The sequence below is a fragment of the Mycobacterium sp. IS-836 genome, from assembly GCF_001954275.1.
Classification (GTDB): Bacteria; Actinomycetota; Actinomycetes; order Mycobacteriales; family Mycobacteriaceae; genus Mycobacterium.
In genome coordinates this window covers 1-26222 of record NZ_MBEU01000006.1, presented here as the reverse complement: position 1 = coordinate 26222, position 26222 = coordinate 1, and the positions used below count along the sequence as shown (strand labels likewise).

The following is a 26222-nucleotide window of genomic DNA, read 5'->3' as shown; positions in this document are numbered from 1 at the left end:
GTTACCACTCGTCATCGTCCTCGTCGTAGCGCAGCAGGTTCTCGGGGTGATGGAAGGTGTTGGTTCGCGGTTGGCCGCGATCCAAGTGCGTGGGCGGGATCCATTCGGTGTCGCCGTTGGCGCGTTTTCGCGTCGTCCAGCCGCCGGGTCGCAGCAGTCGGTGGTGGGGTCCACAGCCGAAGGTGAGGTCATTGACGTCGGTGGTGCGGCACTTCGCGTAATCGGTGACGTGGTGGACTTCGCTGTAGTACCCGGGCACGTCGCAGCCGGGCGCCGAGCAGCCGCGGTCCTTGGCGTACAACACAATCCGCTGGGCGGGGTTTGCGAGCCGTTTCGCGTGATAGAGCGCAAGGGCCTTGCCCTTGTCGAAGATCGCCAAGTAGTGCCGGGCATGCCGCGCCAGGCGGATCACGTCGCTCATGGGCAAGATGGTGCCCCCGCCGGTGAGTCCGCGTCCGGCCGCGGCTTCCAGTTCGGCCAGGGTGGTGGTGACGATGATGGAGGCCGGTAGTCCGTTGTGCTGACCGAGCTCGCCCGACGCCAACAGGGCGCGCAGGGCGGCATTGAGCCCGTCATGGTTGCGCTGGCCCGCCGAGCGGGCGTCGTTGTCGATGGCCTCTTGCGGGGGCGGCCCATCCACCGTTGGGGCTTCATCGAGAGGATTGCACATCCCGGGTGCGGCGAGCTTGGCCAGCACCGCCTCCAGGGTGGCGCGGGCCTCCGGTGTCAGCCAGCCGCGCAGCTGCGACATTCCATCCGAGCCCTGGGTGCCCAGGGTCAGGCCGCGGCGCCGGGCTCGTTCCTCGTCGGTGTAGGTTCCGTCGGGGTTGAGGCAGTCGGCCAGCGTGTCGGCGAGCCCGGCCAGTTGTTCCGGACGAAACTGGCTGCCCTGCTTGGCCAATTGGGCTTCGGCCTGGTCGCGCGTGGAATCATCTATCCAGCCGGGCAGCTGGTGATAGAAGCGGCGGATCACCGCGACTTGCCCGGGGCCCAACGTCCCATCGCGCTGCCCGGCGGCGGCGCCCGGCAGCACAGGAGGGAGGGGTTCTCCCGTCAATGCTTGTCGGGGTCCCAGATCGGCGGCTTCGCGGATGCGCCGGGACGCCTCGGCGCGGCTGATCAGTGTCCACTCGGCCATCGCATGCGAGAGCTTGCCGCCCATCTCCTCCGGAGTGGCCTGGCGGCCAAGCTGATTGATCAGCGGATGCTCCACCGCCGGCAACCGGCGACGCACCCGTTCGCAGCGCTCCAAGAAACGGAAGCGTTCGGGCGTGGTCAGCGGATCGAAGTCCAGCGCGGCGACCACGTCGAGTGCGGCGTCCAACGCATCAAAAGCAGCCGTCATCGCCTCTCGGTCGACCACCCCGCCGGAATTCATAATGCGAAGCTATCCAAGCGCACCGACAAGAATCGTTAGTTTGTGACTACTGAAACCAAAGTGGCGCAAGAAATTTGAACGACGGTGGACCGACCGGAAGGCGTCAGAAGTTCAATCCGGAGAACATGATCCGGTTCGGGTCGTACTTCTGCCGGACGGTCGTCAGCCGCGACAGGTTCGGCCCGAAGTAGCGGGCCGCGGGGGTGTTGACCTCGAGGTAATTGACGTAGCCGCCAACCGAAAACTGTTGCACCGCTTGGTGTGCGGAATTCAGCCACTGATTGGCTGCGGACACCTGACTTGCGGCCGGCTCCACGTACCATTGCAGCACCGCGGACTGCTGACGCCAGGGAAATGCGGTGTCTCCGGCGGCCACATCGCCCACCGCGCCGCCCAACGGGTCGACGAGCACCGACGCCTGCCCCGCCGAAGAGGGCCACTGCCCGATCGCGGTGGCAATGGCATGGGCCGCAGCCGAATCCACCGAACCGATGACGTCGGATCCGGCGACGAACCCGCGCGGCGGAGGCGCCGAACTGCCGCCGGCCAGGAACATCACCAGATCCATGTGGCTCATCGTCTTGGTCTGCACCGCGGTGGGCGCCACGCCGACCGCCGATTTGATGGCATCGGCCACCCCGGATCCCGCGCCGGCCGGACAGGTCGCCAGGATATGGCACCTCGGAGTCGCGCCGATGGCGAGATCGACGATTCCGCCGGTGTTTCGGTCCGCGCCGGTCAGCCACGACTGCCAGCCGACGAGCACCTGAACGGCCGACGCCGGCGGGAAATCGAGCCGGACCACGTCGCTGTCGGCGGTAGCGAACGTTCCGAAGGTCATCGACGTGGTCACACCGAAATTGCCCCCGCCACCGCCACAAAGGGCCCAGAACAGATCCGGATGGTCACTAGCCGAGGCGGTGACCACATCGCCGCTCGGCAGCACCACGGTGGCGGACTTCAGCGCGTCACACGTCAGGCCCGCGTGCCGGGAATCGGCCCCAATCCCGCCGCCGAGCGCCAGCCCCGCGACGCCGACCGTCGGACAGCTCCCGGTGGGGATCGCCTGGCCGGCGGCGGCGCACGCCTGGTGGACCGCATAGAGATTCGTCGCCGGCGTCACCGTGACGTTGCCGCTACCGCCGTCGAAGTTCGCTCCCCCCGGTAGCCCGCGCAGGTCGAGCACCATCGTGTCGGTGGCGCTGGACGCGCCGACATACGAATGCCCTCCCCCACGCGGCGCGACCCTCAGGTTGTGCGCCGTGGCGAACGACAACGCCTTCTGCACATCGGCTTGCGACAAGACCCTCACCACCGCAGCGGGATTGGAGTTGTCGTAGAACGAATTGAAGATTTGCTTGCCCGTCACGAACTGAGTTCCGTTGGCGGGCAACAGAACAGCACCGCCGATCGACGAGGCCAGACCGTCCCACCCGGGGTCCGGGTCGGCCGCCGCACGCGTGCCGCCGAACACCGCCCCGTTCAACAACGCTCCGACGGCGCCGCGGAGCAAAGCCTGACGGGAGATAACACGGGAGATCACGGGGTCAGACGGACGGCTGCGATTCGTCGTCATGCCAGATTCTGGACCATTTCGCCCCGAAAGTCGGGTGTCGACGCGCGTGTCGGCGCGTGCCGACCTACAGCCGCTCCAATAACCGAAGTCTCGCGCACGTCGCGTTCACGAAACGCATAGTGTGCAAACCTTTATCTCCCCGTGTTGTAAATGTGACAGTAGTAGACCAAAGTTTCCAAAGTGATTTGAGTGCCCTGAGCGCACTCGGGACGGATGGGGAAGCTGTTGAAGGCTCTGGCACGAACTCAGGACTGGCTGTGGGTGTTTCGCCGTCAGCCCCTGACGATCCGCCTGCTGGCGGCGACGGCCGCCCTGCTCACGATGGCCGCGGCCTTTTCGGCGCCCGCCGAGGCCGACCCGGGGACCGACGACGCCTTCATCGACGCGCTGAACCACGCCGGCGTCGACTTCGGCCAACCCGGCAACGCGATGGCTGTCGGCGAATCCATCTGCCCGATGCTCGCCCAGCCGGGCGGGAGCATGGCCGCGGCCGTGCAGCGCGTGCGGGGCGCCGGCCTATCGCCGGGAATGGCCCAGATGTTCACCACGATCGCGATACAGACGTACTGCCCGACCGAAATGGCAAACATAGCCAACGGCAACCTATCTGGTGTGCCGCAGGTCCCGGGCATGCCGGGGGGGATGCCGGGCATGCCGGGAGGGATGCCGGGTGTGCCTGGGGGCATGCCCGGCATCCCAGGCAACTACACGCCGGGGATCTAACGCGTCCCCAGCGGATCGATGGTCGACGCGATGTAGATCATCGCGGCCCCGACCATCGCGGTCGTCATGAAGTCAGTGCCCTTGCTGCGCACCACCAGCAGGCCGGCACGGTCTTCGGACAACACCAACCGCAGCGCCGCCGCGGCCCCGACGCCGATGCCGATCAGCAGCGAACCGCGGCGCCAGAAGTTGGCCCCGACCAACACCAAAGCCGCGGCGAAAATCAGCCCGACCGACAGAATCGGCCATTGCGCCCGCAGGACGGTCCTGGCGGTCATCGCCGCTCGGCCAGCTCGACGACGTTGGTCAGCAGGAACGCCCGAGTCAGCGGGCCGATGCCGCCGGGATTCGGAGACACGTGACCGGCGACGTCCCACACGTCCGGATGCACGTCACCGACGAGCTTGCCGTCCACCCGGCTGACGCCCACGTCGAGCACCGCGGCACCGGGCCGCACCATGTCGGCGGTCAGCAGGTGCGGCACTCCCACGGCGGCCACGATGATGTCCGCCTGCTTGGTCAACGCGGGCAAGTCGCGAGTTGCGGTGTGGCACAACGTCACCGTGGCGTTCTCGGAGCGACGGGTCAGCAGCAGGCCCAGCGGGCGGCCAACCGTGACACCCCGGCCGATGACGACCACGTGCGCCCCGGCGATCTCGACGTCGTAGCGGCGCAACAAATGCACGATGCCGCGCGGGGTGCACGGCAGCGGCGCGGACTTGTTCAGTACCAGCCGGCCCAGGTTGGTCGGGTGCAGTCCGTCGGCGTCCTTGTCGGGGTCGACGCGCTCCAGCGCCGCGTTCTCGTCGAGGTGCTTGGGCAGCGGCAACTGCACGATGTAACCGGTGCAATCGGGATTGCCGTTCAACTCGTCGATCGTCTCGTCGAGCACGGCCGCGCTGATGTCGGCGGGCAGGTCGCGGCGGATCGAGTTGATGCCCACCTTGGCGCAATCGGCGTGCTTACCGCGGACGTAGGCCTGCGAGCCCGGGTCGTCCCCGACCAGGATGGTACCCAGCCCGGGCGTGCGACCCGCGGCGCTCAACTCGGCGACGCGCTTCTTCAGGTCTACGAAGATCTCGTCACGGGTGGCCTTGCCGTCCAGCGTGATTGCGCCCACGCCTGACAGTGTTCCATGGCCAAGGTTTACGCTGCCCACATGCCCGAGACCCCAGACGTGTTCTCGCCGGCCAAGCTGGGCCCGGTCACGCTCCGCAACCGGATCATCAAGGCCGCGACGTTCGAGGCGCGCACACCCGGCGCGCTGGTGAGCGACGACTTGATCGAATACCACCGGCTGCCGGCCGCCGGCGGGGTGGGCATGACCACCGTCGCGTATTGCGCCGTCTCGCCCGGCGGCCGCACCGAGGGCAACGGCCTATGGATGCGCCCCGAGGCGGTGCCGGGACTGCGGCGGCTGACCGATGCGATCCACGCCGAGGGCGCGGCGGTGAGCGCACAGATCGGCCACGCCGGCCCGGTGGCCAACGCCCGCTCCAACAAGGCCACCGCCCTGGCGCCGGTGCGGTTCTTCAACCCGATCGGGATGCGGTTCGCGAAGAAGGCAACCCGCGAGGACATCGACGACGTCATCGAAGGGCACGCCAACGCCGCGCGCCTGGCCATCGAGGCGGGCTTCGACGCGGTCGAAATCCATTTGGGTCACAACTATTTGGCAAGCGCATTCCTGTCGCCGCTGATCAACCGCCGCGACGACGAGTTCGGTGGATCGCTGGAGAACCGGGCGAAGCTGGCCCGCGGCATGGTGATGGCTGTCCGGCGCGCGGTGGAAAAAGAGGGGACGCCGATCGCGGTGACCGCGAAGCTCAACATGGCCGACGGTGTGCGCGGCGGCATCAGCACCGAGGAATCGCTGACCACCGCCAAATGGCTGCAGGACGACGGCGGGCTGGACGCGATCGAACTCACCGCCGGCAGCTCGCTGGTCAACCCGATGTATCTGTTTCACGGCGAGGCACCGGTCAAGGAGTTCGCCGGCGCCTTCAAGCCGCCGCTGCGCTGGGGCATCCGCATGACGGGAAAGAAATTCCTTCGCGAGTATCCCTACCGCGAGGCCTATCTCTTGCGCCACGCCAAGCTGTTCCGCGCCGAGCTGACGATGCCGCTGATCCTGCTCGGTGGCATCACGAACCGGGAAACGATGGACCTGGCGATGGCGGAGGGATTCCAATTCGTCGCGATGGCCCGGGCGCTGCTGGCCGAGCCGGACCTGGTCAATCGGATCGCGGCCGACGGCGCCGCGCACGGCGTGCACTCGGCGTGCACGCACTGCAATCGCTGCATGCCCACGGTCTACAGCCGGACGCACTGCGTGGTTACCGGGGCGCCTGACATTGCAGGCTGACGGCAGTTGCACCAGCTAGAGTTGTGGCGATGACCGCCGCACCCCCGCCAGCGCTAACCGTTCGACACGACGGGTCGGAACGGACTTTCGCGGCGGGCCATGACGTGGTGGTCGGTCGCGATCTCCGCGCCGACATGCGCATCACACACCCGTTGATTTCGCGTGCCCATCTACTACTGCGCTTCGACCAGGGCAGGTGGCTGGCGATCGACAACGGTTCGCTCAATGGGACTTTCGTCAACGGCCGCCGGGTGCCGGTGGTCGACATCCACGACGGCCAGACCGTCAACATCGGCAATCCCGACGGGCCGCAGCTGACCTTCGAAATCGGTCACTACCAAGGGATGGCGGGTCGCCCGCCCCGCACCGAGTCGATGGGCATCCCGGTGGCGGCGCACGCGGGAACGGCGTGGCCGCCCTCGCCGGCCCCGGGTCAGCCGGGCCCTCCACCCGCGCCGCCCGGCCCGCCGGGGCGCCCGCCGAACCGCGCCGCGCCCCCGTTGCGTCGACCGCATCCGGGCCCACCGCCGGGGCCACCACCGGCCCGGCCGACCGCGTTTCCGCCCGGCGCGCCGCCACCGCCACCCAGCTTCCCGCCGCCGCAGATGCCGAGTGTGGGATCCGCGGCGTCGGCGCCGGCCGCGCCGCACACCGAGATATCACGCACCGCCCCCAAGCAACCGGAGGTGGGCAACCTCGCGACGAAGATGTTCCAGGCGCTGATGCCGTCTCGGTCCGGGGCGATACAGAAGCCGGTCGGCTCGATCACGATCGGCCGTGCCACCGACAACGACGTCGTCATCCAGGACGTGCTGGCGTCACGCCATCACGCGTTCCTGACTCAGACGCCGCTGGGCACCGAAATCCGCGACGCGCACAGCGTCAACGGGACCTTCGTCAACGGTGTGCGGGTCGGGTCTGCGGTGCTCACCGAAGGAGACGTGGTCACCATCGGCAACGTCGACCTGGTGTTCACCCGCGACACCCTGGTCCGGCGCACCGAAGCGGCGACGCGCACCGGCGGCCTGGAGGTGAACTCGGTCTGCTTCACCGTCGACCACGGCAAGCAACTTCTGGACCACATCTCGCTGACCGCCCGGCCCGGGACGCTCACCGCCATCATCGGTGGTTCCGGCGCCGGCAAGACGACCCTGTCGCGGCTGATCGTCGGCTACACCACCCCGACGTCGGGCTCGGTGACCTTCGAGGGTCACAACATCCATACCGAATATGCGTCCATGCGCAGCAGGATCGGGATGGTCCCGCAGGACGACGTGGTGCACCGCCAGCTGACCGTCAACCAGGCCCTTGGCTACGCCGCCGAGCTGCGCCTGCCGCCCGACACCAGCAAAGAGGAACGTGCCCAGGTCGTCGCTCAGGTGCTCGAGGAACTCGAGCTGACCAAACACGCAGACACCCGGGTCGACAAGCTCTCCGGCGGCCAGCGCAAACGCGCCTCGGTGGCGCTGGAGCTACTGACCCAACCATCGCTGCTGCTCCTGGACGAGCCGACGTCCGGGCTGGACCCGGCGCTGGACCGTCAGGTCATGCTGATGCTGCGTCAGCTCGCCGACGCCGGCCGCGTGGTGTTGGTGGTCACCCACTCCGTGTCCTATCTCGACGTCTGCGATCAGATCCTGCTGGTCGCGCCCGGCGGTAAGACCGCGTTCTGCGGGCCGCCCGACCAGGTCGAGGCGGCCATGGGGACCCGCAACTGGGCCGACATCTTCGCCAAGGTGGGCGCCGATCCCGACGAGGCCAACCGCCGTTTCAAGGAACGCAACCAGCCGTCGTCGCAAGCGCCGGCTCCCGAGAGCCCGGCGGATCTGGGCGAACCACCCCAAACCGACCTGTGGCGGCAGCTATCGACGATCGCCCGCCGTCAGGTTCGCCTCGTCGTGTCCGACCGCGGTTACACGATCTTCCTGGCGATCTTGCCGTTCCTCATCGGCGCGTTGTCGCTGACCGTGAAAGGTCCAAAACCCGGCCTCGGCCCCGCCGACCCGCTCGGTCTCGCGCCCACTCAGCCGCAGTACATCATGGTGCTGTTGAACATCGGCGCCGTCTTCATGGGCACCGCGCTGACCATCCGCGACCTCATCGGCGAGCGCGCCATCTTCCGCCGGGAGCAGGCCGTCGGCCTGTCCACCACGGCGTATCTGCTGGCCAAGATCGTGGTGTTCTGCGTCTTCGCGACCGCGCAGGCAGCGATCGCAACGTTCATCGTGCGGCTGGGCAAGGGCGCGCCGACCGCAGACCCGCCCTTCTTTGGCAACTCGACGTTCTCGCTTTTCGTCACCGTCGCGGGCACCTGTGTTGCTTCGGCGATGCTCGGCCTGCTGCTGTCGTCGCTGGCGCAGTCCAACGAGCAGATCATGCCGCTGCTCGTGGTGTCGATCATGTCGCAGCTGGTGTTGTCCGGCGGGATGATCCCGGTCTACCAACGCGTCGGTCTCGAGCAGCTCGCATGGCTGACACCCGCCCGCTGGGGCTACGCCGGGGGTGCGTCCTCGATCGACTTTCCGTCACTGGTGAAGGTCAAACAGATCCCGACCAACGACCCGGTCTGGCAGCACTCCAAACACATTCTGCTGTTCGACATGGCGATGCTCGCACTGTTGAGCGTGCTCTACAGCGCCATCGTGTGGTGGAAGATCCGGCTCAAGCGGCACTGATCACCCAATGAATCGCCCTGCGCAGCCCGTGCTGACCGTTCGGTCCAACCGATCCCAGGGCAGCTTCGCCCCGGGCGGTGACGTGGTGGTCGGCAGCGACCTGCGCGCCGACCTGCGAGTGGCTCATCCGCTGGTCGCCCGCGCGCACGTGCTGTTGCGCTTCGACCAGGGCCGCTGGGTGGCGGTCGACAACAACTCGCTCAACGGTGTGTTCGTCAACGGCCAGCGCGTGCCCACCGTCGACATCCAAGACGGGCAGAGCATCAACATCGGCAAGCCCGACGGGCCGCGGATCACCTTCGAGGTCGGACATCACCGGGGCAGCGTCGGCTCGCTACCGCGGACGACGCAGGTGATCCCGACGATCGCGCCACCCGAGGGGCCGCCGTCGGGTGCCATACGCAGCCCGGCGTCGCGCTCGCAGCCCGTGCCCCGCCAATCACCGGCCCAGGCACCGGTCGCGCGCCGCTACCAGCCCGGCGCGCCGCAGCCGGTGCCGATCGTCGCGCCCAAAGCACAAACCCACCAGGTGCCGCCGCCCACGGCCGGGCCCGGGCCCGACGCCCCGACCAGAACGATCAAACCCCTGGGGCCCGAATCGGGGGCGGCACCCGTCGCCGGCGCCGCCCGGATCGGCCGCGCGATCGACAACGACATCGTCATCCACGACGTGCTGGCGTCGCGCTATCACGCCTTCCTGGCCCCGACGCCGATCGGCACCGAGATCCGCGACGCCAATAGCATCAACGGGACGTTCGTCAACGGGCTCCGGGTCGGGTCCGCGCTGCTGTCCGAGGGCGACGTCGTCACCATCGGCAACGTCGACCTGGTCTTCACCGGCGGCGTCCTGCTGCGCCGCCAGGAAGCGGCGACGCGCACCGGCGGCCTGGAGGTCCGACACGTCGACTTCAGCGTCGACGGCAAGAGCCTGCTCGAGAAGATCTCGCTGACCGCCAGGCCCGGCACCCTGACCGCCATCATCGGCGGATCCGGCGCCGGCAAGAGCACGCTGTCGCGGCTGATCGCCGGGTACGCCACCCCCACAGCCGGCACCGTCACGTTTGAGGGCCACAACATCCACACCGCCTACGCGACGCTGCGCACCAGGATCGGGATGGTGCCCCAAGACGACGTCGTGCACCGCCAGCTGACCGTCAACCAGGCGCTCGGCTACGCCGCCGAGCTGCGCCTGCCGCCGGATACCAGCAAGGCCGACCGCGAAGAGGTCGTCGCGCAGGTCCTCGACGAGCTGGGGCTGACGCAGCACGCGGACACCCGGGTCGACAAGCTCTCCGGCGGCCAGCGCAAACGCGCGTCGGTCGCGCTCGAGCTGCTCACCGGGCCGTCGCTGCTGATCCTCGACGAACCGACCTCGGGCCTTGACCCCGCGCTGGACCTGCAAGTCATGACGATGCTGCGGCAACTGGCCGACGCCGGCCGCGTGGTGCTGGTGGTCACCCACTCGCTGACGTATCTGGACATCTGCGATCAGGTGCTGCTGATGGCCCCCGGCGGCAAAACCGCGTTCCTGGGCGCACCCGACCAGATCGGCGAGGTCATGGGGACCACCAACTGGGCCCACATTTTCGCGAAGGTGGGTGCCGACCCGGACGAGGCCAATCGCCGGTTCCTCGCCCAGAACAAACCCCCGCCGCCGCCGGAAGCCGAAGCGCCCGCGGCCGAACTCGGCGACTCGGCACACACCAGCGTGCGCCGTCAGTTCTCCACGATCGCGCGGCGCCAGGTTCGCCTGATCGTGTCCGACCGTGCGTATTTCGTGTTCCTGGCGCTGTTGCCGTTCGTCATGGGTGCGCTGTCGCTGACCGTTCCCGGCGACACCGGTTTCGGCATCGCCGACCCGACGAGCGCCTCCGCCGGCGAGGCCGCGACGATCTTGATGCTGCTGACCATGGCCGCCGCCTTCATGGGTACGGCGCTGACGCTGCGCGACCTCATCGGCGAGCGCGCGATCTTCCGGCGAGAGCAGGCGGTCGGTCTGTCGACCGGGGCCTATCTGGGCGCCAAGGTCGTCGTGTTCTGCGTGTTCGCCATCGTCCAGGCGGTGATCGCGACCACCATCGTGATAGTGGGCAAGGGCGCGCCGACGCGGCCGGCCGTGCTGCTCGGCAATGCCACCTTCGAGTTGTACGTCACCGTCGCGGCGACCTGTGTGGCTTCGGCGATGCTCGGCCTGCTGCTGTCGTCGCTGGCCCGCTCGAATGAGCAGATCATGCCGCTGCTCGTGGTGTCGTTGATGATGCAGATGGTGCTCTCCGGCGGCATGGTTCCGATCACGAACCGGATCTTTCTCGATCAGCTGTCCTGGGTGGTGCCCTCCCGGTGGGGGTACGCGGCGTCGGGATCGACGGTGGATTTGTGGACGGTGGCCCCCGGTCCGCAGAGTCCCCGCGACCGTCACTTCCAGCACACGTCCGGCACCTGGCTCTTCGACATGGCCATGCTCGCGGCGTTGTCGGCGTTCTATACCGGCGTCGTGTGGTGGCGCATGCGGCTCAAGCGATAGCGGCTCGAGCGATAGCGACGGCTCAGCCGTCCGGGCCCCCGTCCAACCGCAGCCCGTGGGCGGCCGCGAAGGCGACGGCCTGGCCGACGTCGACACGCGCCCCGGCCAGCGTGGCGGTTCTCCACAACGACGGGTCGACAGTCGCGCCGCGCAGGTCGGCGTCGTCGAGCCGGGTGCCGGCGGTCCGCGCCCCGGACAGGTCGGTGCCACGCAGCACGGCCTTGCGCAGGTCGGTTTCCACCAGGCTGGTCTCGCGCAGCCGGCAGCCGCTCAGGTCGACACCGCGCAGGTCGTTGCCGCCCAGCACCGCGAGTGTGAAGTCCACCTCGTCGAAGGTCATGGGCCGCAGCCGGCATTGCACAAAGACCGAACCCAGCATGCTGCACTGCGCAAATGTACTGTGCCACAACAGTGTTCGTTCGAACGTGCAGTTGCGAAAGGCGGATCCGCGGTGCTGCGATTCGGCCAGGTTGGCGCCGCTGAAATTGCATTCGGTGAACACGGCCCGTTCGGTGCGCAACCGGCTGAGGTCCTCGTCGCGAAAATCCCTGCCGGAGAATTCGCAGTCGACCCAGGGCTGCAAAGCGGTCAGCTCGCGGCCAGCGTTTCCAGTGCGTACTCGCTGACCGCGATCAGGGCGTCGGTCGCCGATCTGCGATCCCGTGCGTCGACGGAGATCACCGGGATGTGGCGGGGCAGGGTCAGCGCCTCGCGCACCTCGTCGACGGGATAGCGTGGCGCGCCTTCGAATTCGTTGACCGCGATCAAGAACGGCAGGTTGCGGTGCTCGAAGAAGTCGACAGCGGCAAAGCTGTCCTGCAGCCGCCGGCAGTCAACCAGGACGATCGCCCCGATGGCGCCGCGGACCAGGTCGTCCCACATGAACCAGAACCTGCGCTGGCCCGGGGTGCCGAACAGGTAGAGCACCAGGTCCTCTTCCAGGGTGATCCGGCCGAAGTCCATCGCGACCGTGGTGGTCCGCTTGTTGGGAGTGGCCTCGAGCATGTCGACGCCGGCCGAGGCGTCGGTGACCATCTCCTCGGTGCGCAGCGGCATGATCTCCGAGACCGCCCCGACGAACGTCGTCTTGCCGGCGCCGAACCCACCCGCGATGACGATTTTCGTCGACGCGGTGGCTCCCTCATCGGAGTGCGCATCGGGGTGCGGCTCAGAGTGCGCGTAGGGCACGCAGCGTCCTTCCTATGAGATCGTGGCGCTCATCGCGGGTCGAACGCTCGGTCAACGTTCGATGTACCCGAACGTATTCGGATAGCACCAGATCGCCGATCAAGACGCGCGTGACACCGACCGGCAAATCGAGCCGGGCGGAGATTTCCGCGACGGACAGGCTTTTGACGCACAGTTGGATGATCTTGCCTCTCGCGTCGTTGGGCGGCCATCGGTGCGCCAGTCCGGCCTGCAACGCTTGAATCGGCGCTTCCAGCGGAAGGTCGACTTTGGTTCCGGTCCGTCCGGACGTCAGGGTGTACGGACGGACGAGGCTCGCCTCACGTGAGGGCGGCCAGGACTCGCGCTTGTCCATCGCGGCTCACGAGTGTGCAGCGGATCGGCGGGAGGACTGCACGACGCCGCCCACCCGTTCGACAAGGATGGCCATCTCGTAACCGATCTGACCGATGTCACACGACGTCACCGCCAGTGTGGCCAGGTGTGAGCCGTCACCGACGCGCATCAGCAAGAGATAGCCGTTCTGCATCTCGACCACGGATTGCAGCACCTGCCCGCCCTCGAACAGCTGCGCGGCCCCGGTCGCGAGGCTCGCGAGCCCGGAGGCCACCGCGGCCAACTGGTCGGCCCGCTCGCGGGGCAAATGCTCGCTGGCGGCTATGGGCAGCCCGTCGACGGACACCAGCAGCGCGTGCGCCACCCCGGGGACCTCGCGGGCGAAGTTCGTCACCAGCCAGTCCAGTGAGTTATCCGGTGACGTCATTCCTGATCGGGTCCTTGATTCGATTCACGGGCATGCGAGCGGCCGGTGCGCACGCCACCGAAATGGCTGCTGAAGGAGGCGCGAACCGCGTCGGGATCGCGCACCGCGGCCGCATGTTGCGGCCGCCGCTCGGACCGGCTGGAACCGGATCCGCCATTCGATCCTACGAGGGAGCCTTCGTCCTGGCCGGGGCGGTCCTCGTCGGGGCCGTCCTCGTCCGGCCGGTCGTGCGCGGCGAGGCCGACACCGTTGGCCGCCCCCGGCACCAGCCGGGCGCCGGGGGTCCGCACCGGCAGGCCGTGCTCGGCGGTGTGCGACTCGACGGGCTTGTCCTCGGCCTCGGCGGCCAACGACCAGCCACGGTCCCACACCGACTGCCAATCCAGGTCGGCGCTGTTGACCAGGTCGTGCGGGTCGCCCAGCATCTCCGAGAGCATCCGCCGGTAGATCACGTCGTCCTCGCTCGGGGTCTCCGCGGCATCCGGAGCCTCTGCCGCCTCGGGGATCGACGGGATTGACGGGACCGACCGGATCGGGGTGACGGACGCGTCGGCTTGCACGCTGTCCGCTTCGGCGGTCGGCGTCTCCTCGGGCTCAATGACCTCCCGCGACCGGGCGGCGAAGAATGCCGAGGTGTCCGACACCGCCGCGGCCGGGGTTTCGGGCTCCGCGGGCGGCGCCGGTTTCGGCTCCGGCTGCTTCTGGGTCTCCCACCAGGGGGTGGCCAGCTCGCGCCGGTGCCGGCGCGGCTTCTCGGGAGGTTGGGCGGGAACTTCGGTGATGCCGCTGGAACCCGGGTCGCGGCGCGGCAACAGGGTGATCGGCGGAACCGGCGTGTGGGAATCCGGTGGGACAGCCGTGTGAGCGCCGTTGTGGGTGGACGTCGTCGCCACGTCGGCGTCCCGCAGGGCGGCCTCGCCGCCGGGGTCCGTCGTCGCCATCGCGTTGGCGAGTTGGGTGCTCGGGGAGGACACGCCCCGGGCCCGCGCTCGCGCTGCGGCCGCCCGCGAGGCGGCCCCCACGAGCACCGTCGCCGGTAGGTAGATCTCCGCCGTCGTACCGGTCGCCGCCTCGTTGGGACCTGGACCGCGCAGCCCGACCCGGATGCCGTGCCGGGCGGCGATCCGGCCGACCACGAACAGCCCCATGTGGCGGGCATTGTCGGGGGTGACCTCGCCGCCGGCCTGCAGCCGCATGTTGGCGATGCGCCGATCCGCGTCGTTCATGCCCAAACCCGCGTCGGCGATCCGCACCAGCACCCCGCCGTCGCCGCCGGGCGCCCCGGAGATCCGCACCGACGTCGTCGGCGGCGAGTAGCGCAGGGCGTTGTCGATCAGCTCGGCGAACAGATGGATGGCACCACCGGCGGCCGCACCGATCAGCGTGGACTCGGGTACGCGGGCGATTTCGACGCGGCGGTAGTCCTCGACCTCGGAAACGGCGGCGTTGATGACCGTCGCGAGCGGCACCGGCTCGCGCTGGTCGCGCGCCAGCTGCGCGCCCGCCAGCACCAGCAGGTTGGCGCTGTTGCGGCGCAGCCGGGCGGCCAGGTGGTCCAGCCGGAAGAGGCTGTCGAGGCGGTCGGGATCCTCCTCGTTGCGTTCCAGTCGGTCGATGAGCTGCAGCTGCTGGTCGACCAGCGACCGGCTGCGCCGCGACATGGTCTCGAACATGTCGTTGACCAGCAGCCGCAGGCGCGCCTCGTCGCCGGCGAGCAAAAGGGCCTGGGTGTGCAGTTCGTCGACGGCGTGGGCGACCTGGCCGATTTCCTCGGTGGTGTACACCGGCAACGGCTGCGGGATCGGCTCGGCGCCACCGCCTTTGACCAGCGCGACCTCTTCCTCGAGGTCGGTGTGCGCGACTTTGAGGGCGGCGTCGCGCAGCACCCGCAGCGGCACGACGAGCGCGCGCGCCACCAGCAAGACGATGGCCAGCGCGACCACGATGGCGGCCAGCACCAGGATGCTGTCGAGGATGGCGGCGCGGCGCCGATCATCGGCCTGGGCGTGCACCGACTTGGTCACCGACGCGGTGGCGTCCTTGATGACCTGTTCGGCGATCCCGTCGGTGGTCCGTATCGAACGCAGCAGCTCGGGATTGTCGACCAGCGCGCTGGCGGGGTCGGACATCATCGCCATCCGGGTCACCATTTGCTGCTGCAGTGTCTTGGCTTCCGGCGAGCCCGCACCCAGCACTTCGCTCATCCCGAACAGCGTCGACGGCTCGGTACCCGCCAGGGTGATCATCGAGGTGCGCAATTGCGGCTCGGGCAGGTCCGCGCCCCGGGTGACCAGCATCTCCTGCATGGTCATCTGCCCGCGGGCCCCGACCGCGCGGCTCAGGCCCTGTGCCTCGGCGCGGATCTTCTCGTCGTCGACCCGGACCGACGCGTTGATGACGTCCTCGGCCGTCAACAGCAGCGGCGCATAGGTCGTCACTCGCTCCCGCAAACCGATGCTGTTGTCGGCCACCTTGCTCAACAGCGCCTGCCCGCCGTTGAGCAGGTTGGTCACCGCCGACCGGACGTCGGGAGTCACATCGGTGTCGGCCAGCCGCGCCGCGAGCTCGCCCTTGCGGGCCTCGAAGTTCTTCTTCGCGCCTTCCTGGTCGCGGTTGGCCGAGCTCGCCATCAGCGCGACGTCGAGCGCGGACATGTACTTGGTGATCGCCGGTAGGACGTCGGCCCGGGCCGCGGCCAGCCGCAGGCCGCTGGAGTTGGCCATCGCGGCGTTGACGCGCAACGCGGCGAAAAGCGACGCCAAAACCAGCGGGACCAGCACGATCGCCAGGACTTTCCACCGCACCGGCCAGTTGGTCAGCGACCAGGCCGGCGGACGCTTGACCGGCGCCGCGGCGGCGGGGGCGTCGGCGAACTCGGGGGGAACCGCCTCGACCGAGTCGGCCGGGCGGGCGAACATGGTCACGTGATCGCGGCCGCACGAAGGGCCGCTGCGCTGACATTCAGCGCTGAACAAAAGAGCCTCATGAAACTTCCTGCTTTATTCGCACCCACCCCGCACAGAAAGGCGCGAGCGGAGAACGCCTGGCAATCCGACGAGTATGACAGCCCAAGCCTCAGGTCACCAGAATTGTTACTGAGCAGACAGAGCCCTTTAAGGTTTCTGCCTACACCGGCGAGCAAATCTGGCAAACACGGCGGGTCAGCGGCGCGGACGGTTTTGCAATGATCGGCAGATGTTTCGGCTGCTGTTCTATAGCCCCCGCATCGCCCCCAACACCGGCAACGCCATCCGGACGGCGGCCGCCACCGGCACCGAATTGCACCTGGTCGAGCCGCTGGGTTTCGATCTGTCCGAGCCCAAGCTGCGGCGGGCCGGGCTGGATTACCACGACCTGGCGTCGGTCACCGTGCACCCGTCGCTGCCGGCGGCGTGGGACGCGCTGCTGCCGGCGCGGGTGGTCGCGTTCACCGCGCACGCGAGCACCTCGTTCGCCGACATCGGTTACCGGCCCGGCGACGTGCTGATGTTCGGGCCGGAACCCGACGGACTGGACGCGGCGACCCTGGCCGACCCCCACGTCACGCAGCAGGTGCGTATTCCCATGCTGGCCGGCCGGCGCTCCCTGAACCTTGCCAACGCGGCCGCGATCGCCGTGTACGAGGCCTGGCGGCAGCACGGCTACTCGGGCGCGGTCTAGACGCGGTCGATCAGCCGGTGCGTTTGCGCGGAGCGGCCGAGCGGGGGGGCCGACCACGCATGTGATCGCGGACGCGACTCATGAGCTCGCCGAGGATCTGCGCGTCCTGATCGGACAGTGAGCCGTACAGGAGGTCGCGCACGACCTGGATGTGGCCGGGTAGAACCTTGGCGACAAGGGCTCGACCCGCCTCGGTGATCTCGACGCCCGTGGCGCGCTTGTCATGGGTACTGACTTGGCGGGTGATGAGCCCCGCCTTTTCCAGCAGTCCCGCCTGATGGGTCAGGCCGCTGCGGCTATAGACCACGCCATCGGCGAGCTCAGTCATGGTGAGCGGTTGGCCGGCGTCGACCAGTTTGGCCAAGACCTCGAACTGCACGTAGCTGAGGCCGCCCTCGGCCTGCAACTGCTGTCGCACGGCGTACTGGAGCAAGCTGGTCGCCTCGGTCAGGGCGAAGTAAGTGCGCAGTTGCACGGGCTTGAGGCCTGCGGCCATCCCGTCATCTTAATGTTTCAACATCGAAGCAATGAGACGACCGTCACAGCCGTCCTCGGAATTGCTTCGATATTGAAGCAAGTTACTCCAGGCATAACTGCTTCAACATCGAAGCAATCAAGGAAGGAGAAATTCATGAAGGCTGTGCGATACCACCGATACGGCGATAGCGACGTTCTGCGGTACGAGGAGGCGCCGCGACCGGTGCCGGGCCCGCGGCAGGTGCTGGTGAAAGTGGCCGCCACCTCGTTCAATCCGGTGGATGCCGGCATCCGCGGCGGCTACCTGTCCGAGGTGTACGAAATCAGCTTCCCGCACATCCCCGGCGTCGACGTCGCGGGCACAATCGCCGAACTCGGTGACGGGGTTCAGCGATGGAACGTCGGCGATGCGGTCGTGGCGTTTCTGCCGCTGGATGCCGATGGCGCCGCCGCGGAGTACGCGATAGCGCCGGCCGAGTCGCTGGCCGCCGCACCGCAGTCGGTGGATCTAGCGGATGCGGCTGCGCTGCCGGAGCCCGCATTGACGGCGTGGCAAGCGCTGTTCGAGATCGCCAGTTTGACGGCGGGGCGGACGATCCTGATCAATGGCGCGTCAGGTGCGGTCGGCGGCTATGCGATTCAGTTGGCCAAGCAGGCCGGTGCCGTCGTGACCGCGACCGCAAAGACGCGTGACGCCGAACGTCTGCGCGCCCTGGGCGCCGACCGGATCGTCGATTACATCGACTACACGCACTCGCCGATCGACGTCGATGGTGCACCGTTCGACGTGGTGCTCAACCTGGTCAGCACCTCGCCGGAGGAGACCGAAGCCCTCATCGGCGTCGTCGCCGACGGCGGCTGCCACGTCGGCACCATGACCTCGGGGCCGGAAAACCCCGGCCGCCAGGTCCGCACGCAGCGCGTCTTCGTCCGAAGCGACGCCGCACAGCTGGCCGGGCTGGTCAGCCGCGTCGACGCCGGGCAACTGCGCATCGACGTCGCCGACCGGCGCCCTCTCGATCAGGCCGCGGCCGTGCATACCGACTCCGACGCCGGCCGCCTGCACGGCAAGACCATCCTCCTGCCGGCCGACCAGTAGCCCGATGAGTCCCGCGCGGGGGTCTACCAGCTGTTCCAGTGCGTGAGGCTCTCGGCGGGCAGCCGCTTGGCCCGCCGGAAGTCGGTGCCTTTGGTGTAGGCGATCGGGAACAGCCCGCCCTGGCTGTACCGGTCGTAGGGGATGCCGAGCACTTCGGCGGCCTGCTTTTCGCCATCGCGCAGCAGGTGCAGCGTCGTCCAGCAGGAGCCCAGGCCGCGGGAGCGCAGCGCCAGGCAGAAGCTCCACACCGCCGGGAACAGCGACGCCCAGAACGACACGCCGCCCAGCGGCGTCTTGTCCTCGCGGCCTTCGATGCAGGGAATCATCAGCACCGGCGCCTCGTGCATGTGCTCGGCCAGATAGGTCGCGGAATCCCTCACCTTGCCCATCCGCTCACCGCGGGTATCCCCCTCGGCGTACTCGGGTGACGGCGAGGCGAGGTAGCCGCGGGCATTTTTCAGGTAGATGTCGCCGATCGCCTTCTTCTTCTCGGCGTCCTCGACAAAGACCCACTGCCAGCCCTGCGAGTTCGAGCCGGTGGGCGCCTGCAGCGCCAAGTCGAGGCATTCCATCAACACCTCGCGGGATACTGGCTTGTCGAAATCGAGGCGCTTGCGGACCGAGCGGGTGGTGGTGAGAACTTCGTCGACGGACAGGTTGAGGGTCATGGGTGGAGACTACCTGCGGGCTAGATTCGTGCCATGAGCGTCGAACTGACACAAGAGGTTTCCAGCAGGCTTATCTCCGACCACTACGGGTGGCTGACGACCGTCGCGAAATCGGGCCAACCGGTGCCGCGGCTGATCTGGTTCTACTTCGACGGCGCCGCGCTGACGGTGTACTCCATGCCGCAGGCGGCCAAGGTGGCACATATCAAGTCGCACCCCAAGGTGAGCCTCAACCTGGATTCCGACGGCAACGGCGGCAGCATCATCGTGGTCGGCGGCGTCGCCACGGTGGACGCCACCGACGTCGACTGCCGCGAGGATGAGCCGTACTGGGCGAAGTACAGCGAGGAGGCCGCGAAGTTCGGCCTGACCGAGGCGATGGGCTCCTACAGCACCCGGCTGACCATCACCCCGACCAAAGTGTGGACGACGCCAACGGGCTGAATCAGCGGAAGTCACGCGAGCGCGAGCCGACCGCCAAGGTGATGCGGCCCAACCGCTCGGCCACGACAGTGACTGCGCCACTGGCGTTTTGGACTTGGCCGCGCACCAGCAGTGCCGGCGCCGTATTGGCCAGCTTGCGCTGCCGGGCCCACACTCCCGGCGTGCAGAGCACGTTGACCATCCCGGTCTCGTCCTCGAGATTGAGGAAGGTCACCCCTTGGGCCGTCGCGGGTCGCTGCCGATGGGTCACCGCGCCGGCGACCAGCACGCGGTCGCCGTCGGGCACGCTCAGCAGCCTCTCGGCGGGAACCACACCCATCGCGTCGAGATCATCCCGCAGGAACTGCGTCGGATAACTGTCCGGCGAGATCCCGGTGGCCCACACGTCGGCGGCCGACAGCTCCAGCTCACTCATCCCCGGCAGCGCCGGAATGTGCGACGACGACCCCACGCCGGGTAACCGGTCGGGCCGCTGAGTGGCCGCCGCCCCGGCCGCCCACAAACCCTCGCGGCGGGACATCCCGAAGCAGCCCAGCGCCCCGGCCGTCGCCAGCGCTTCGGTCTGCGGCACGGATAGCTGGAGCCGGGCCGTCAGATCCAGCAGAGAAGCGAACGGGCCGTGGGCTTTTCGCTCCTCGACCAGCTGTTCGGCGAGATCGTCGCCGATATGACGGACGGCGCCCAAACCCAGCCGCACCTCCGTCCCGGAGTTCTCACACGTGGCGTGCGCCAGGCTGGCGTTGACACACGGACCGTGCACCACCACCCCGTGCCTGCGCGCATCGGCCACCAGCGACTGCGGGGAATAGAAACCCATCGGCTGTGCGCGCAGCAGTGCCGCGCAGAACGCCGCCGGGTGGTGCAGCTTGAACCACGACGAGTAGAACACCAGCGACGCGAAGGACAGCGCGTGGCTTTCCGGGAAGCCGAAATTGGCGAATGCCTCCAGCTTTTCGTAGGTCCGCTCGATCACTTCGTCGGTGGCGCCGTGCAACGCGCGCATGCCGTCGTAGAACCGGCCGCGCAGGCGTCGCATGCGCTCGGCCGAACGCTTGGATCCCATGGCGCGCCGCAGCTGGTCGGCCTCGGCGGCCGAGAAGCCGGCGCAGTCGACCGCGAGCTGCATCAGCTGCTCCTGAAAGAGCGGAACCCCCAGCGTCTTTCGCAGCGCCGGTTCCATGGAGGGGTGGTCGTAGACGACGGGGTCGATGCCGTTGCGCCGCCGGATGTAGGGGTGTACCGACCCGCCCTGGATGGGCCCGGGACGGATCAGCGCCACCTCCACCACCAGGTCGTAGAACTCACGCGGCCGCAGCCGCGGCAACGTCGCCATCTGCGCCCGCGACTCCACCTGGAACACGCCGACGGAATCGGCGCGCGCCAGCATCTCGTACACCGCCGGTTCGGAGAGATCGAGCCTGGCCAGATCGACCTCGATGCCCTTGTGCTCGGCCACCAGGTCCTTCGCATAGTGCAGCGCCGAGAGCATGCCCAGCCCGAGCAGGTCGAACTTCACCAAACCGATTGCGGCGCAGTCGTCTTTGTCCCATTGCAGAACGCTGCGGTTCTCCATGCGGGCCCACTCCACCGGGCACACGTCGGCGATCGGACGGTCGCAGATCACCATGCCCCCGGAGTGGATTCCCATGTGCCGCGGCAGGTTCCGGATCTGGGTGGCCAGGTCGATCACCTGCGGCGGAATGTCTTCGATGTCGGGCGAGTCGGCCAGCCCGTTCCAGCTGCTGACCTGCTTGCTCCACGCGTCCTGCTGTCCCTGCGAGAAACCCAGGGCGCGGGCCATGTCGCGCACCGCGATTCGCCCCCGGTAGGTGATGACGTTGGCGACCTGTGCGGCGTAGTCCCGGCCATATTTGTCGTAGACGTACTGGATGACCTTTTCGCGCTGGTCAGATTCGATGTCCATGTCGATGTCGGGCGGACCGTCACGGGCGAGCGACAGGAAGCGCTCGAACAACAGCTCGTTGGTCACCGGGTCCACCGCGGTGACGCCGAGGGCATAGCAGACCGCGGAGTTGGCCGCCGATCCCCTGCCCTGGCACAGGATGTTGTTGTCCCGGCAGAACCGGGCGATGTCGTGCACCACCAGGAAGTACCCCGGAAACTGCAGTTGGGCAATGACTTTCAGCTCGTGCTCGATCTGGGAGTAGGCCCGCGGCGCGGCTTCGGCCGGTCCGTAACGGTCGCGCGCCCCGGCCATCACCAGCTGCCGCAGCCAGCTGTCCTCGGTGTACCCGTCGGGCACGTCGAACGGCGGCAGCTGCGGGGCGATGAGCGCCAGCCCGAACGCACACTGCTCGCCAAGCTCGGCCGCGGCGGTCACCGCCTTGGGCCGCTGCGCGAACAGCCGGGCCATCTCCTCGCCGGAGCGCAGATGCGAACCACCCAGCGGGGCCAGCCATCCCGCGGCGGAATCCAGCGACTGCCGGGCCCGGATCGCCCCCATCGCCATGGCCAGCCGGCGCCGCGACGGCCCCGCGAAGTGCGCGCCGGTGGTGGCGACGACACCGACACCGAACCGCGGCGCGAGTGCGGCCAGCGCTTCGTTGCGTTCGTCGTCGAGCGGATGACCGTGATGGGTCAACTCGATGCTGACCCGCGCCGCGCCGAACCGGTCCACCAGGTCGGCCAGCGCGCTGGCCGCCGCGTCCGGGCCGCCGTCGGAAAGCGCTTGGCGCACATGGCCTTTGCGGCACCCGGTCAGGATGTGCCAGTGCCCGCCCGCCGCCTCGGTCAGCGCGTCGAAGTCGTAGCGCAGCTTGCCCTTCTCGCCGCCGGCCAGATGCGCAGCGGCCAGCTGCCGCGACAGCCGACGGTAGCCCTCCGGGCCACGGGCCAGCACCAGCAGATGCGGGCCGGGCGGATCGGGCTCCTCGGTGCGGGCGACGGGCGCGAAAGACAGTTCGGCGCCGAAGACGGTACGCACGTCGAGTTCCGCGGCCGCTTCGGCGAACCGCACCGCCCCGTACAGCCCGTTGTGGTCGGTCAATGCCAGAGCGCGCAGATCCAGCCGGGCCGCCTCCTCGACCAGCTCCTCCGGCGTGCTGGCCCCGTCGAGGAAGCTGTACGCCGAATGCGCGTGCAGCTCGGCGTAGGCGACGGACGAGCGGACCCTCCGGTTGTCGTCCGGCGGCTCATACGCCCCGCGCTTGCGCGACGTGGGGACATCTCCCCCGGCTTCGTAAGCCGGCTCGACCGGGGCCGGGCCACCCGCACGGCGCGGCTTGCCATCGAGCACCCGCTCCATTTCCGCCCAACTCGGCGGCCCGTTGAACCAGCCCACGCCCCGAGTATATCGAATGTATGTTCGATACCGCTCCGTGAGAAGGTTGGTCGTGCGCAAGTTGGGGCAGGTCATCATCGACCCGCGCCGCCATGACGCGGTGCTGTTCGACCTCGACGCGGTGGTGACGGCCGAGGGCAGCGCGGCGGACGCGGCGGTGACGCTGATCCGGCTGCTGCACGAGATCGGTGCCGGCACCGCCGTTTTTTCCCACCACCCCGACCGCCGAGACGCGCTGGCTAAGGCCGGGATCGGCGATCTGGGTGACGTGCACGTGGGCGGCCCGGCCGAGGCGGCCGGCGAGCTGGGCGCGCGACCCGGTCGGTGCGTCGTCGTCGCGCACGACGCGGCCGGCGTCACGGCCGGGAGCGACGGCGGATTCGCGTTGGTCATCGGGGTCGACCCCACGGGTCACCGCGACGAGCTACGCCGGTTGGGCGCCGACGCGGTCGTGGCCGGGCTACAGGAAGTGACCGTGCGGACCGGGGACCGACGGCTCTCGCAGCTTCCCGACGCACTGCAGGCCCTCGGCCTGGCCGCGGGCCTGACCGCCCGGCAGCCGGCGGTGTTCTTCGACTTCGACGGCACGCTGTCGGACATCGTCGACGATCCGGACGCGGCCCGGCCGGCCGCCGGCGCGGCCGAGGCGCTGCGGAAATTGGCCGCGCACTGCCCGGTCGCGGTGCTGTCCGGCCGCGACCTCGCCGACGTGACCGAGCGGGTCGGCCTGCCCGGCATCTGGTATGCGGGCAGCCACGGTTTCGAGCTGACCGCACCCGACGGAACGCATCACCAAAACGACGCGGCTGCGGCGGCCATACCGGTGCTGGAGCGCGTCGCCGGCCAGCTGCGCGACCAGCTCGGGTCGCTTCCCGGTGTTGTGGTGGAGCACAAGCGATTCGGCGTGGCGGTGCACTATCGCAACGCCGCCCGCGATCGCGTCGGGGAGGTGACGGCGGCGGTGCGCGCGGCGGGTCAGCGCCACGCCCTGCGCGTGACCACCGGCCGCGAAGTCATCGAGTTGCGCCCGGACATCGATTGGGACAAGGGGAAAACCCTTCGGTGGGTGATCGACCACCTGCGCCACGCCGGGCCTCACGCGGGCGCGAACCTGACGCCCATCTATCTCGGCGACGACATCACCGACGAGGACGCGTTCGACGCGGTGCGCCACGACGGCGTCCCAATTGTGGTGCGGCACACCGACGATGGTGACCGCGCCACCGCGGCGCTGTTCGCGCTGGACAGCCCCGCGCGGGTCACCGAGTTCACCGACCGGCTGGCGCGTCAGCTCAGCGACGCGCACGTGGGCTAGCCGACCAGCTAGCCGTCCACGTATTCCGCCGCGCCGTCGTCCAGCACCACGCGCGCCGGGTTGCCTTCGGCGCCCGACGCCTCGGTGCGGAACACCGCCTTGCCCGGCTCGGTCCGCCAGATCAGCGTGGTCAGCGTCTCGCCGGGAAACACCGGCGAGCTGAACCGCGCATCGATCGAGGTGACGTTGGCGGCGACGCCCTTGCCGAGCTCGGCGACCAGCGCCCGGCCCGACACTCCGTAGCTGCACAGCCCGTGCAGGATCGGCTTGGGGAACCCGGCCAGCTCACGGGCGAACCACGGGTCGCTATGCAGGGGGTTGCGGTCACCGGACAGCCGATAGATCAGCGCCTGGTCCTCGCGGGTGGGCAGCGGGATCCGGGCGTCGGGCTCGCGGTCCGGAAATTCCGGCGCGACTGGCCGCTGACCCGGCTGCCCCCCGAAACCGCCCGCGCCCCGGATGACGAAGGTGGTCGACGCTTCGGCGATCAGCGTCCCCGAGTCCGGGTCCGTACCGCGAGAGCGCAGCATCACGACCGCGTTCTTGCCCTCGCCCTTGTCCTGAATGTCGGTGACTTCGGAGACCACCGACAGCTTTCCCGCCGCCGGCAGCGGCGCATGCAGCCGGATGCCCTGCGATCCGTGTAAAAGCATGGCCCAGTTGAACTTTCCGATCTTGCCCGCCGCCCCGAACGCCGGGCAGCAGATCACCGCATAGGTGGGCAGCACTTGTTGGGGGGTGTCGTGGCTGTTCTCGGTGGTGAACGACAAGTCGTCGATCCCGCAACCGACGCCGAGGGCATACAGCAACGTGTCCCGGTCCGTCCATTCGAAGGTCATCGGTTCGGTCACCGCACCGACGGCACTCGGATCAATCGCCATACGAGCATCCTCTCCCGTGGAAATTCGGCCTTTTTCTGCACTCAACCATCGCAAACCCTTCCCACCGACACGGTGGGCAGGGCAGGCTATCGCCATGCGCAATCGCAGCATGATCTGGAAGGCGGCCAGCGTGCTTGCCGCAACGGTAATCGTCGGTGCCTGCGGCGGCTCGGCGCAGGCGCACAGCATCACCCTGACCTTCATCCGCAACGCGCAGTCCCAGGCGAATGCGGACGGGGTCATCGACACCGGTATCCCCGGCCCCAGCCTCACCGCCGAGGGCAAGGGGCAGGCCCAGCAACTGGTACACCAGGCCGGCCACAACCAGTTCGACAGCGTCTACGCCTCGGAGATGGCGGAAGCCCAGCAGACCGCCGGGCCGCTGGCCAGTGAACTAGGCAAGCAGGTCGAGGTGCTGAACGGCCTGCAGTCGATCAATGCCGGCTGGTACAACGGCAAACCCGAAACGATGTCAAGCTCGACGTACATGCTGGCGCCGGCGGACTGGATCAACGGCGACCTGCAGAACAGCATCCCGGGGTCGGTCAGCGGCAAACAGTTCAACGACCAGTTCACCGCCGCGATCCAGAAGATCTACAACAGCGGCCACCACAGCCCGGCGGTGTTCTCGCAGGGCACGGCGATCATGGTCTGGACGCTGATGAACACGAAGAACGCCAAGACCAGCCTGCTGAGCAGCCATCCCCTGCCGAACATCGGGCGCGTGGTCGTCACCGGCAACCCGGTGGACGGCTGGACGCTGGTGGACTGGGACGGCATCCGCAACTTCACGGCCTGAGCGACGCCTGGCCGCCCGAGAGCGGTACAGATCACGGTTGACGTGCGCCGCACCAACCGCCACGATGGCTGCATGCGGTATGTCGTTACCGGCGGTACCGGGTTTATTGGTCGCCGCGTCGTAGCTCGCCTGTTGGACGAGCGCGCCGATGCCGAGGTGTGGGTGCTGGTCCGCCGCCAGTCGCTGGGACGCTTCGAGCGCCTCGCCGCGCAGTGGGGGGAGCGGGCGAAACCACTGGTCGGCGAGCTTCCGGAGCTGGCACTCAGCGACGAGACCGTGGCCGAGCTGGGTCGAGTCGCCCACGTCGTGCACTGCGCGGCGATCTACGACCTCACCGCCGGCGAGGCCGCGCAGCGGGCCGCCAACGTGGAGGGAACCCGCGCCGT

General features: G+C 68.6%; 23 protein-coding genes. 10 read left to right on the top strand and 13 right to left on the bottom strand.

Annotation, left to right across the window (positions count from 1 at the left end; genetic code table 11):
• Position 1: 1 nt before the first annotated feature.
• Positions 2-1378: an HNH endonuclease signature motif containing protein gene (locus A5747_RS03055; RefSeq protein WP_076122199.1), complete on the bottom strand. Its 1377-nt coding sequence runs from the start codon at positions 1376-1378 to the stop codon at positions 2-4.
• Positions 1379-1481: 103 nt separating this feature from the next.
• The gene (locus A5747_RS03050) at positions 1482-2918 is read right to left on the bottom strand and encodes an FAD-binding oxidoreductase (RefSeq protein ID WP_076122237.1); all 1437 of its coding nucleotides are present in this window, start codon (positions 2916-2918) and stop codon (positions 1482-1484) included.
• A 261-nt stretch (positions 2919-3179) separates the two neighbouring features.
• Between A5747_RS03050 and A5747_RS03045 the strand changes: the two genes are divergently transcribed.
• Positions 3180-3677 (top strand): DUF732 domain-containing protein, encoded by a 498-nt coding sequence (locus tag A5747_RS03045; protein WP_175611151.1) that lies wholly within the window; start codon positions 3180-3182, stop codon positions 3675-3677.
• Here A5747_RS03045 and A5747_RS03040 read toward each other — a convergent pair.
• Both A5747_RS03040 and A5747_RS03035 read right to left on the bottom strand, forming a co-directional pair.
• Entirely contained in the window at positions 3674-3955 is a 282-nt protein-coding gene (locus A5747_RS03040; RefSeq protein ID WP_076122197.1) for a DUF3017 domain-containing protein, read from the bottom strand. The genes A5747_RS03045 and A5747_RS03040 overlap by 4 nt on opposite strands.
• Entirely contained in the window at positions 3952-4797 is an 846-nt protein-coding gene (locus tag A5747_RS03035; RefSeq protein ID WP_076122196.1) for a bifunctional methylenetetrahydrofolate dehydrogenase/methenyltetrahydrofolate cyclohydrolase, read from the bottom strand. Before A5747_RS03035 ends, A5747_RS03040 begins: the two co-directional genes overlap by 4 nt.
• 39 nt (positions 4798-4836) lie before the next feature.
• Between A5747_RS03035 and A5747_RS03030 the strand changes: the two genes are divergently transcribed.
• The 3 genes from A5747_RS03030 to A5747_RS03020 are packed head-to-tail and all read left to right on the top strand — an operon-like array spanning position 4837 to position 11241.
• Positions 4837-6042, top strand: a complete 1206-nt coding sequence (locus tag A5747_RS03030; protein ID WP_076122236.1) for an NADH:flavin oxidoreductase — start codon at positions 4837-4839, stop codon at positions 6040-6042.
• Between the two features lie 29 nt (positions 6043-6071).
• On the top strand, positions 6072-8717 hold the full coding sequence (locus A5747_RS03025; RefSeq protein WP_076122235.1) for an FHA domain-containing protein: 2646 nt from the start codon (positions 6072-6074) through the stop codon (positions 8715-8717).
• 7 nt (positions 8718-8724) lie between these two features.
• On the top strand, positions 8725-11241 hold the full coding sequence (locus A5747_RS03020; protein WP_076122195.1) for an ATP-binding cassette domain-containing protein: 2517 nt from the start codon (positions 8725-8727) through the stop codon (positions 11239-11241).
• Between the two features lie 22 nt (positions 11242-11263).
• Here A5747_RS03020 and A5747_RS03015 read toward each other — a convergent pair whose 3' ends face one another.
• From A5747_RS03015 to A5747_RS02995, 5 genes are read right to left on the bottom strand one after another with little or no spacing between them, the layout of a single operon-like run.
• Positions 11264-11824, bottom strand: coding sequence for a pentapeptide repeat-containing protein (locus A5747_RS03015; protein WP_076122194.1), 561 nt, complete (start codon positions 11822-11824; stop codon positions 11264-11266).
• 5 nt (positions 11825-11829) lie between these two features.
• Positions 11830-12429 (bottom strand): ATP/GTP-binding protein, encoded by a 600-nt coding sequence (locus A5747_RS03010; RefSeq protein WP_076122193.1) that lies wholly within the window; start codon positions 12427-12429, stop codon positions 11830-11832.
• Positions 12410-12784 carry a DUF742 domain-containing protein gene (locus A5747_RS03005; protein WP_076122192.1) on the bottom strand — a complete coding sequence of 125 codons (375 nt, stop codon included), beginning with the start codon at positions 12782-12784 and terminating at the stop codon, positions 12410-12412. Before A5747_RS03005 ends, A5747_RS03010 begins: the two co-directional genes overlap by 20 nt.
• Before the next feature lie 6 nt (positions 12785-12790).
• Positions 12791-13192 (bottom strand): serine protease inhibitor, encoded by a 402-nt coding sequence (locus tag A5747_RS03000; protein WP_076059635.1) that lies wholly within the window; start codon positions 13190-13192, stop codon positions 12791-12793.
• Positions 13189-16110, bottom strand: coding sequence for a sensor histidine kinase (locus tag A5747_RS02995; RefSeq protein WP_076122234.1), 2922 nt, complete (start codon positions 16108-16110; stop codon positions 13189-13191). Before A5747_RS02995 ends, A5747_RS03000 begins: the two co-directional genes overlap by 4 nt.
• A gap of 277 nt (positions 16111-16387) precedes the next feature.
• On the opposite strand from A5747_RS02995, the gene A5747_RS02990 reads away from it, so the two are divergent.
• Complete coding sequence (locus A5747_RS02990) at positions 16388-16852, top strand: tRNA (cytidine(34)-2'-O)-methyltransferase (RefSeq protein ID WP_076122191.1); 465 nt, start codon at positions 16388-16390, stop codon at positions 16850-16852.
• Positions 16853-16862: 10 nt separating this feature from the next.
• On the opposite strand, the gene A5747_RS02985 is transcribed toward A5747_RS02990, so the two are convergent.
• Positions 16863-17348, bottom strand: coding sequence for a MarR family winged helix-turn-helix transcriptional regulator (locus A5747_RS02985; protein ID WP_076122190.1), 486 nt, complete (start codon positions 17346-17348; stop codon positions 16863-16865).
• A gap of 135 nt (positions 17349-17483) precedes the next feature.
• On the opposite strand from A5747_RS02985, the gene A5747_RS02980 reads away from it, so the two are divergent.
• Positions 17484-18428, top strand: a complete 945-nt coding sequence (locus A5747_RS02980; RefSeq protein WP_076122189.1) for an NADP-dependent oxidoreductase — start codon at positions 17484-17486, stop codon at positions 18426-18428.
• A gap of 23 nt (positions 18429-18451) precedes the next feature.
• Here A5747_RS02980 and A5747_RS02975 read toward each other — a convergent pair whose 3' ends face one another.
• Positions 18452-19096, bottom strand: a complete 645-nt coding sequence (locus A5747_RS02975; protein ID WP_076122188.1) for a nitroreductase family protein — start codon at positions 19094-19096, stop codon at positions 18452-18454.
• Positions 19097-19129: 33 nt separating this feature from the next.
• Between A5747_RS02975 and A5747_RS02970 the strand changes: the two genes are divergently transcribed.
• Positions 19130-19540, top strand: a complete 411-nt coding sequence (locus tag A5747_RS02970) for a TIGR03667 family PPOX class F420-dependent oxidoreductase (protein ID WP_076122187.1) — start codon at positions 19130-19132, stop codon at positions 19538-19540.
• Between the two features lies 1 nt (position 19541).
• Here A5747_RS02970 and A5747_RS02965 read toward each other — a convergent pair whose 3' ends face one another.
• Positions 19542-22841, bottom strand: coding sequence for an error-prone DNA polymerase (locus tag A5747_RS02965; protein WP_076122186.1), 3300 nt, complete (start codon positions 22839-22841; stop codon positions 19542-19544).
• Between the two features lie 52 nt (positions 22842-22893).
• Here A5747_RS02965 and otsB point away from each other — a divergent pair, with 52 nt between their 5' ends.
• Positions 22894-24156 (top strand): trehalose-phosphatase, encoded by a 1263-nt coding sequence (otsB, locus tag A5747_RS02960; protein WP_142245435.1) that lies wholly within the window; start codon positions 22894-22896, stop codon positions 24154-24156.
• Positions 24157-24164: 8 nt separating this feature from the next.
• Here the strand turns inward: otsB and A5747_RS02955 are convergent, their stop codons facing one another.
• Positions 24165-25037, bottom strand: coding sequence for a MaoC family dehydratase (locus A5747_RS02955; protein WP_076122184.1), 873 nt, complete (start codon positions 25035-25037; stop codon positions 24165-24167).
• Between the two features lie 94 nt (positions 25038-25131).
• Here A5747_RS02955 and A5747_RS02950 point away from each other — a divergent pair, with 94 nt between their 5' ends.
• Together A5747_RS02950 and A5747_RS02945 are read left to right on the top strand one after the other, a co-directional pair.
• Positions 25132-25836 (top strand): histidine phosphatase family protein, encoded by a 705-nt coding sequence (locus tag A5747_RS02950; protein WP_076122183.1) that lies wholly within the window; start codon positions 25132-25134, stop codon positions 25834-25836.
• Between the two features lie 72 nt (positions 25837-25908).
• A partial coding sequence (locus A5747_RS02945; RefSeq protein ID WP_139333049.1) for an SDR family oxidoreductase occupies positions 25909-26222 on the top strand: 314 nt, incomplete at its 3' end.

Bases quoted from the DNA above. Each gene is read 5' to 3' on its own strand.
- A5747_RS03055 (WP_076122199.1), bottom strand. From the start codon at position 1,378: ATGAATTCCGGCGGGGTGGTCGACCGAGAGGCGATGACGGCTGCTTTT.
- A5747_RS03025 (WP_076122235.1), top strand. From the start codon at position 6,072: ATGACCGCCGCACCCCCGCCAGCGCTAACCGTTCGACACGACGGGTCG.
- A5747_RS02995 (WP_076122234.1), bottom strand. From the start codon at position 16,110: ATGTTCGCCCGCCCGGCCGACTCGGTCGAGGCGGTTCCCCCCGAGTTC.
- A5747_RS03030 (WP_076122236.1), top strand. From the start codon at position 4,837: ATGCCCGAGACCCCAGACGTGTTCTCGCCGGCCAAGCTGGGCCCGGTC.
- A5747_RS03020 (WP_076122195.1), top strand. From the start codon at position 8,725: ATGAATCGCCCTGCGCAGCCCGTGCTGACCGTTCGGTCCAACCGATCC.
- A5747_RS02950 (WP_076122183.1), top strand. From the start codon at position 25,132: ATGCGCAATCGCAGCATGATCTGGAAGGCGGCCAGCGTGCTTGCCGCA.
- A5747_RS02990 (WP_076122191.1), top strand. From the start codon at position 16,388: ATGTTTCGGCTGCTGTTCTATAGCCCCCGCATCGCCCCCAACACCGGC.
- A5747_RS02985 (WP_076122190.1), bottom strand. From the start codon at position 17,348: ATGGCCGCAGGCCTCAAGCCCGTGCAACTGCGCACTTACTTCGCCCTG.
- A5747_RS03005 (WP_076122192.1), bottom strand. From the start codon at position 12,784: ATGGACAAGCGCGAGTCCTGGCCGCCCTCACGTGAGGCGAGCCTCGTC.
- A5747_RS02970 (WP_076122187.1), top strand. From the start codon at position 19,130: ATGAGCGTCGAACTGACACAAGAGGTTTCCAGCAGGCTTATCTCCGAC.
- A5747_RS02980 (WP_076122189.1), top strand. From the start codon at position 17,484: ATGAAGGCTGTGCGATACCACCGATACGGCGATAGCGACGTTCTGCGG.
- A5747_RS02975 (WP_076122188.1), bottom strand. From the start codon at position 19,096: ATGACCCTCAACCTGTCCGTCGACGAAGTTCTCACCACCACCCGCTCG.
- A5747_RS03040 (WP_076122197.1), bottom strand. From the start codon at position 3,955: ATGACCGCCAGGACCGTCCTGCGGGCGCAATGGCCGATTCTGTCGGTC.
- A5747_RS02955 (WP_076122184.1), bottom strand. From the start codon at position 25,037: ATGGCGATTGATCCGAGTGCCGTCGGTGCGGTGACCGAACCGATGACC.
- A5747_RS03000 (WP_076059635.1), bottom strand. From the start codon at position 13,192: ATGACGTCACCGGATAACTCACTGGACTGGCTGGTGACGAACTTCGCC.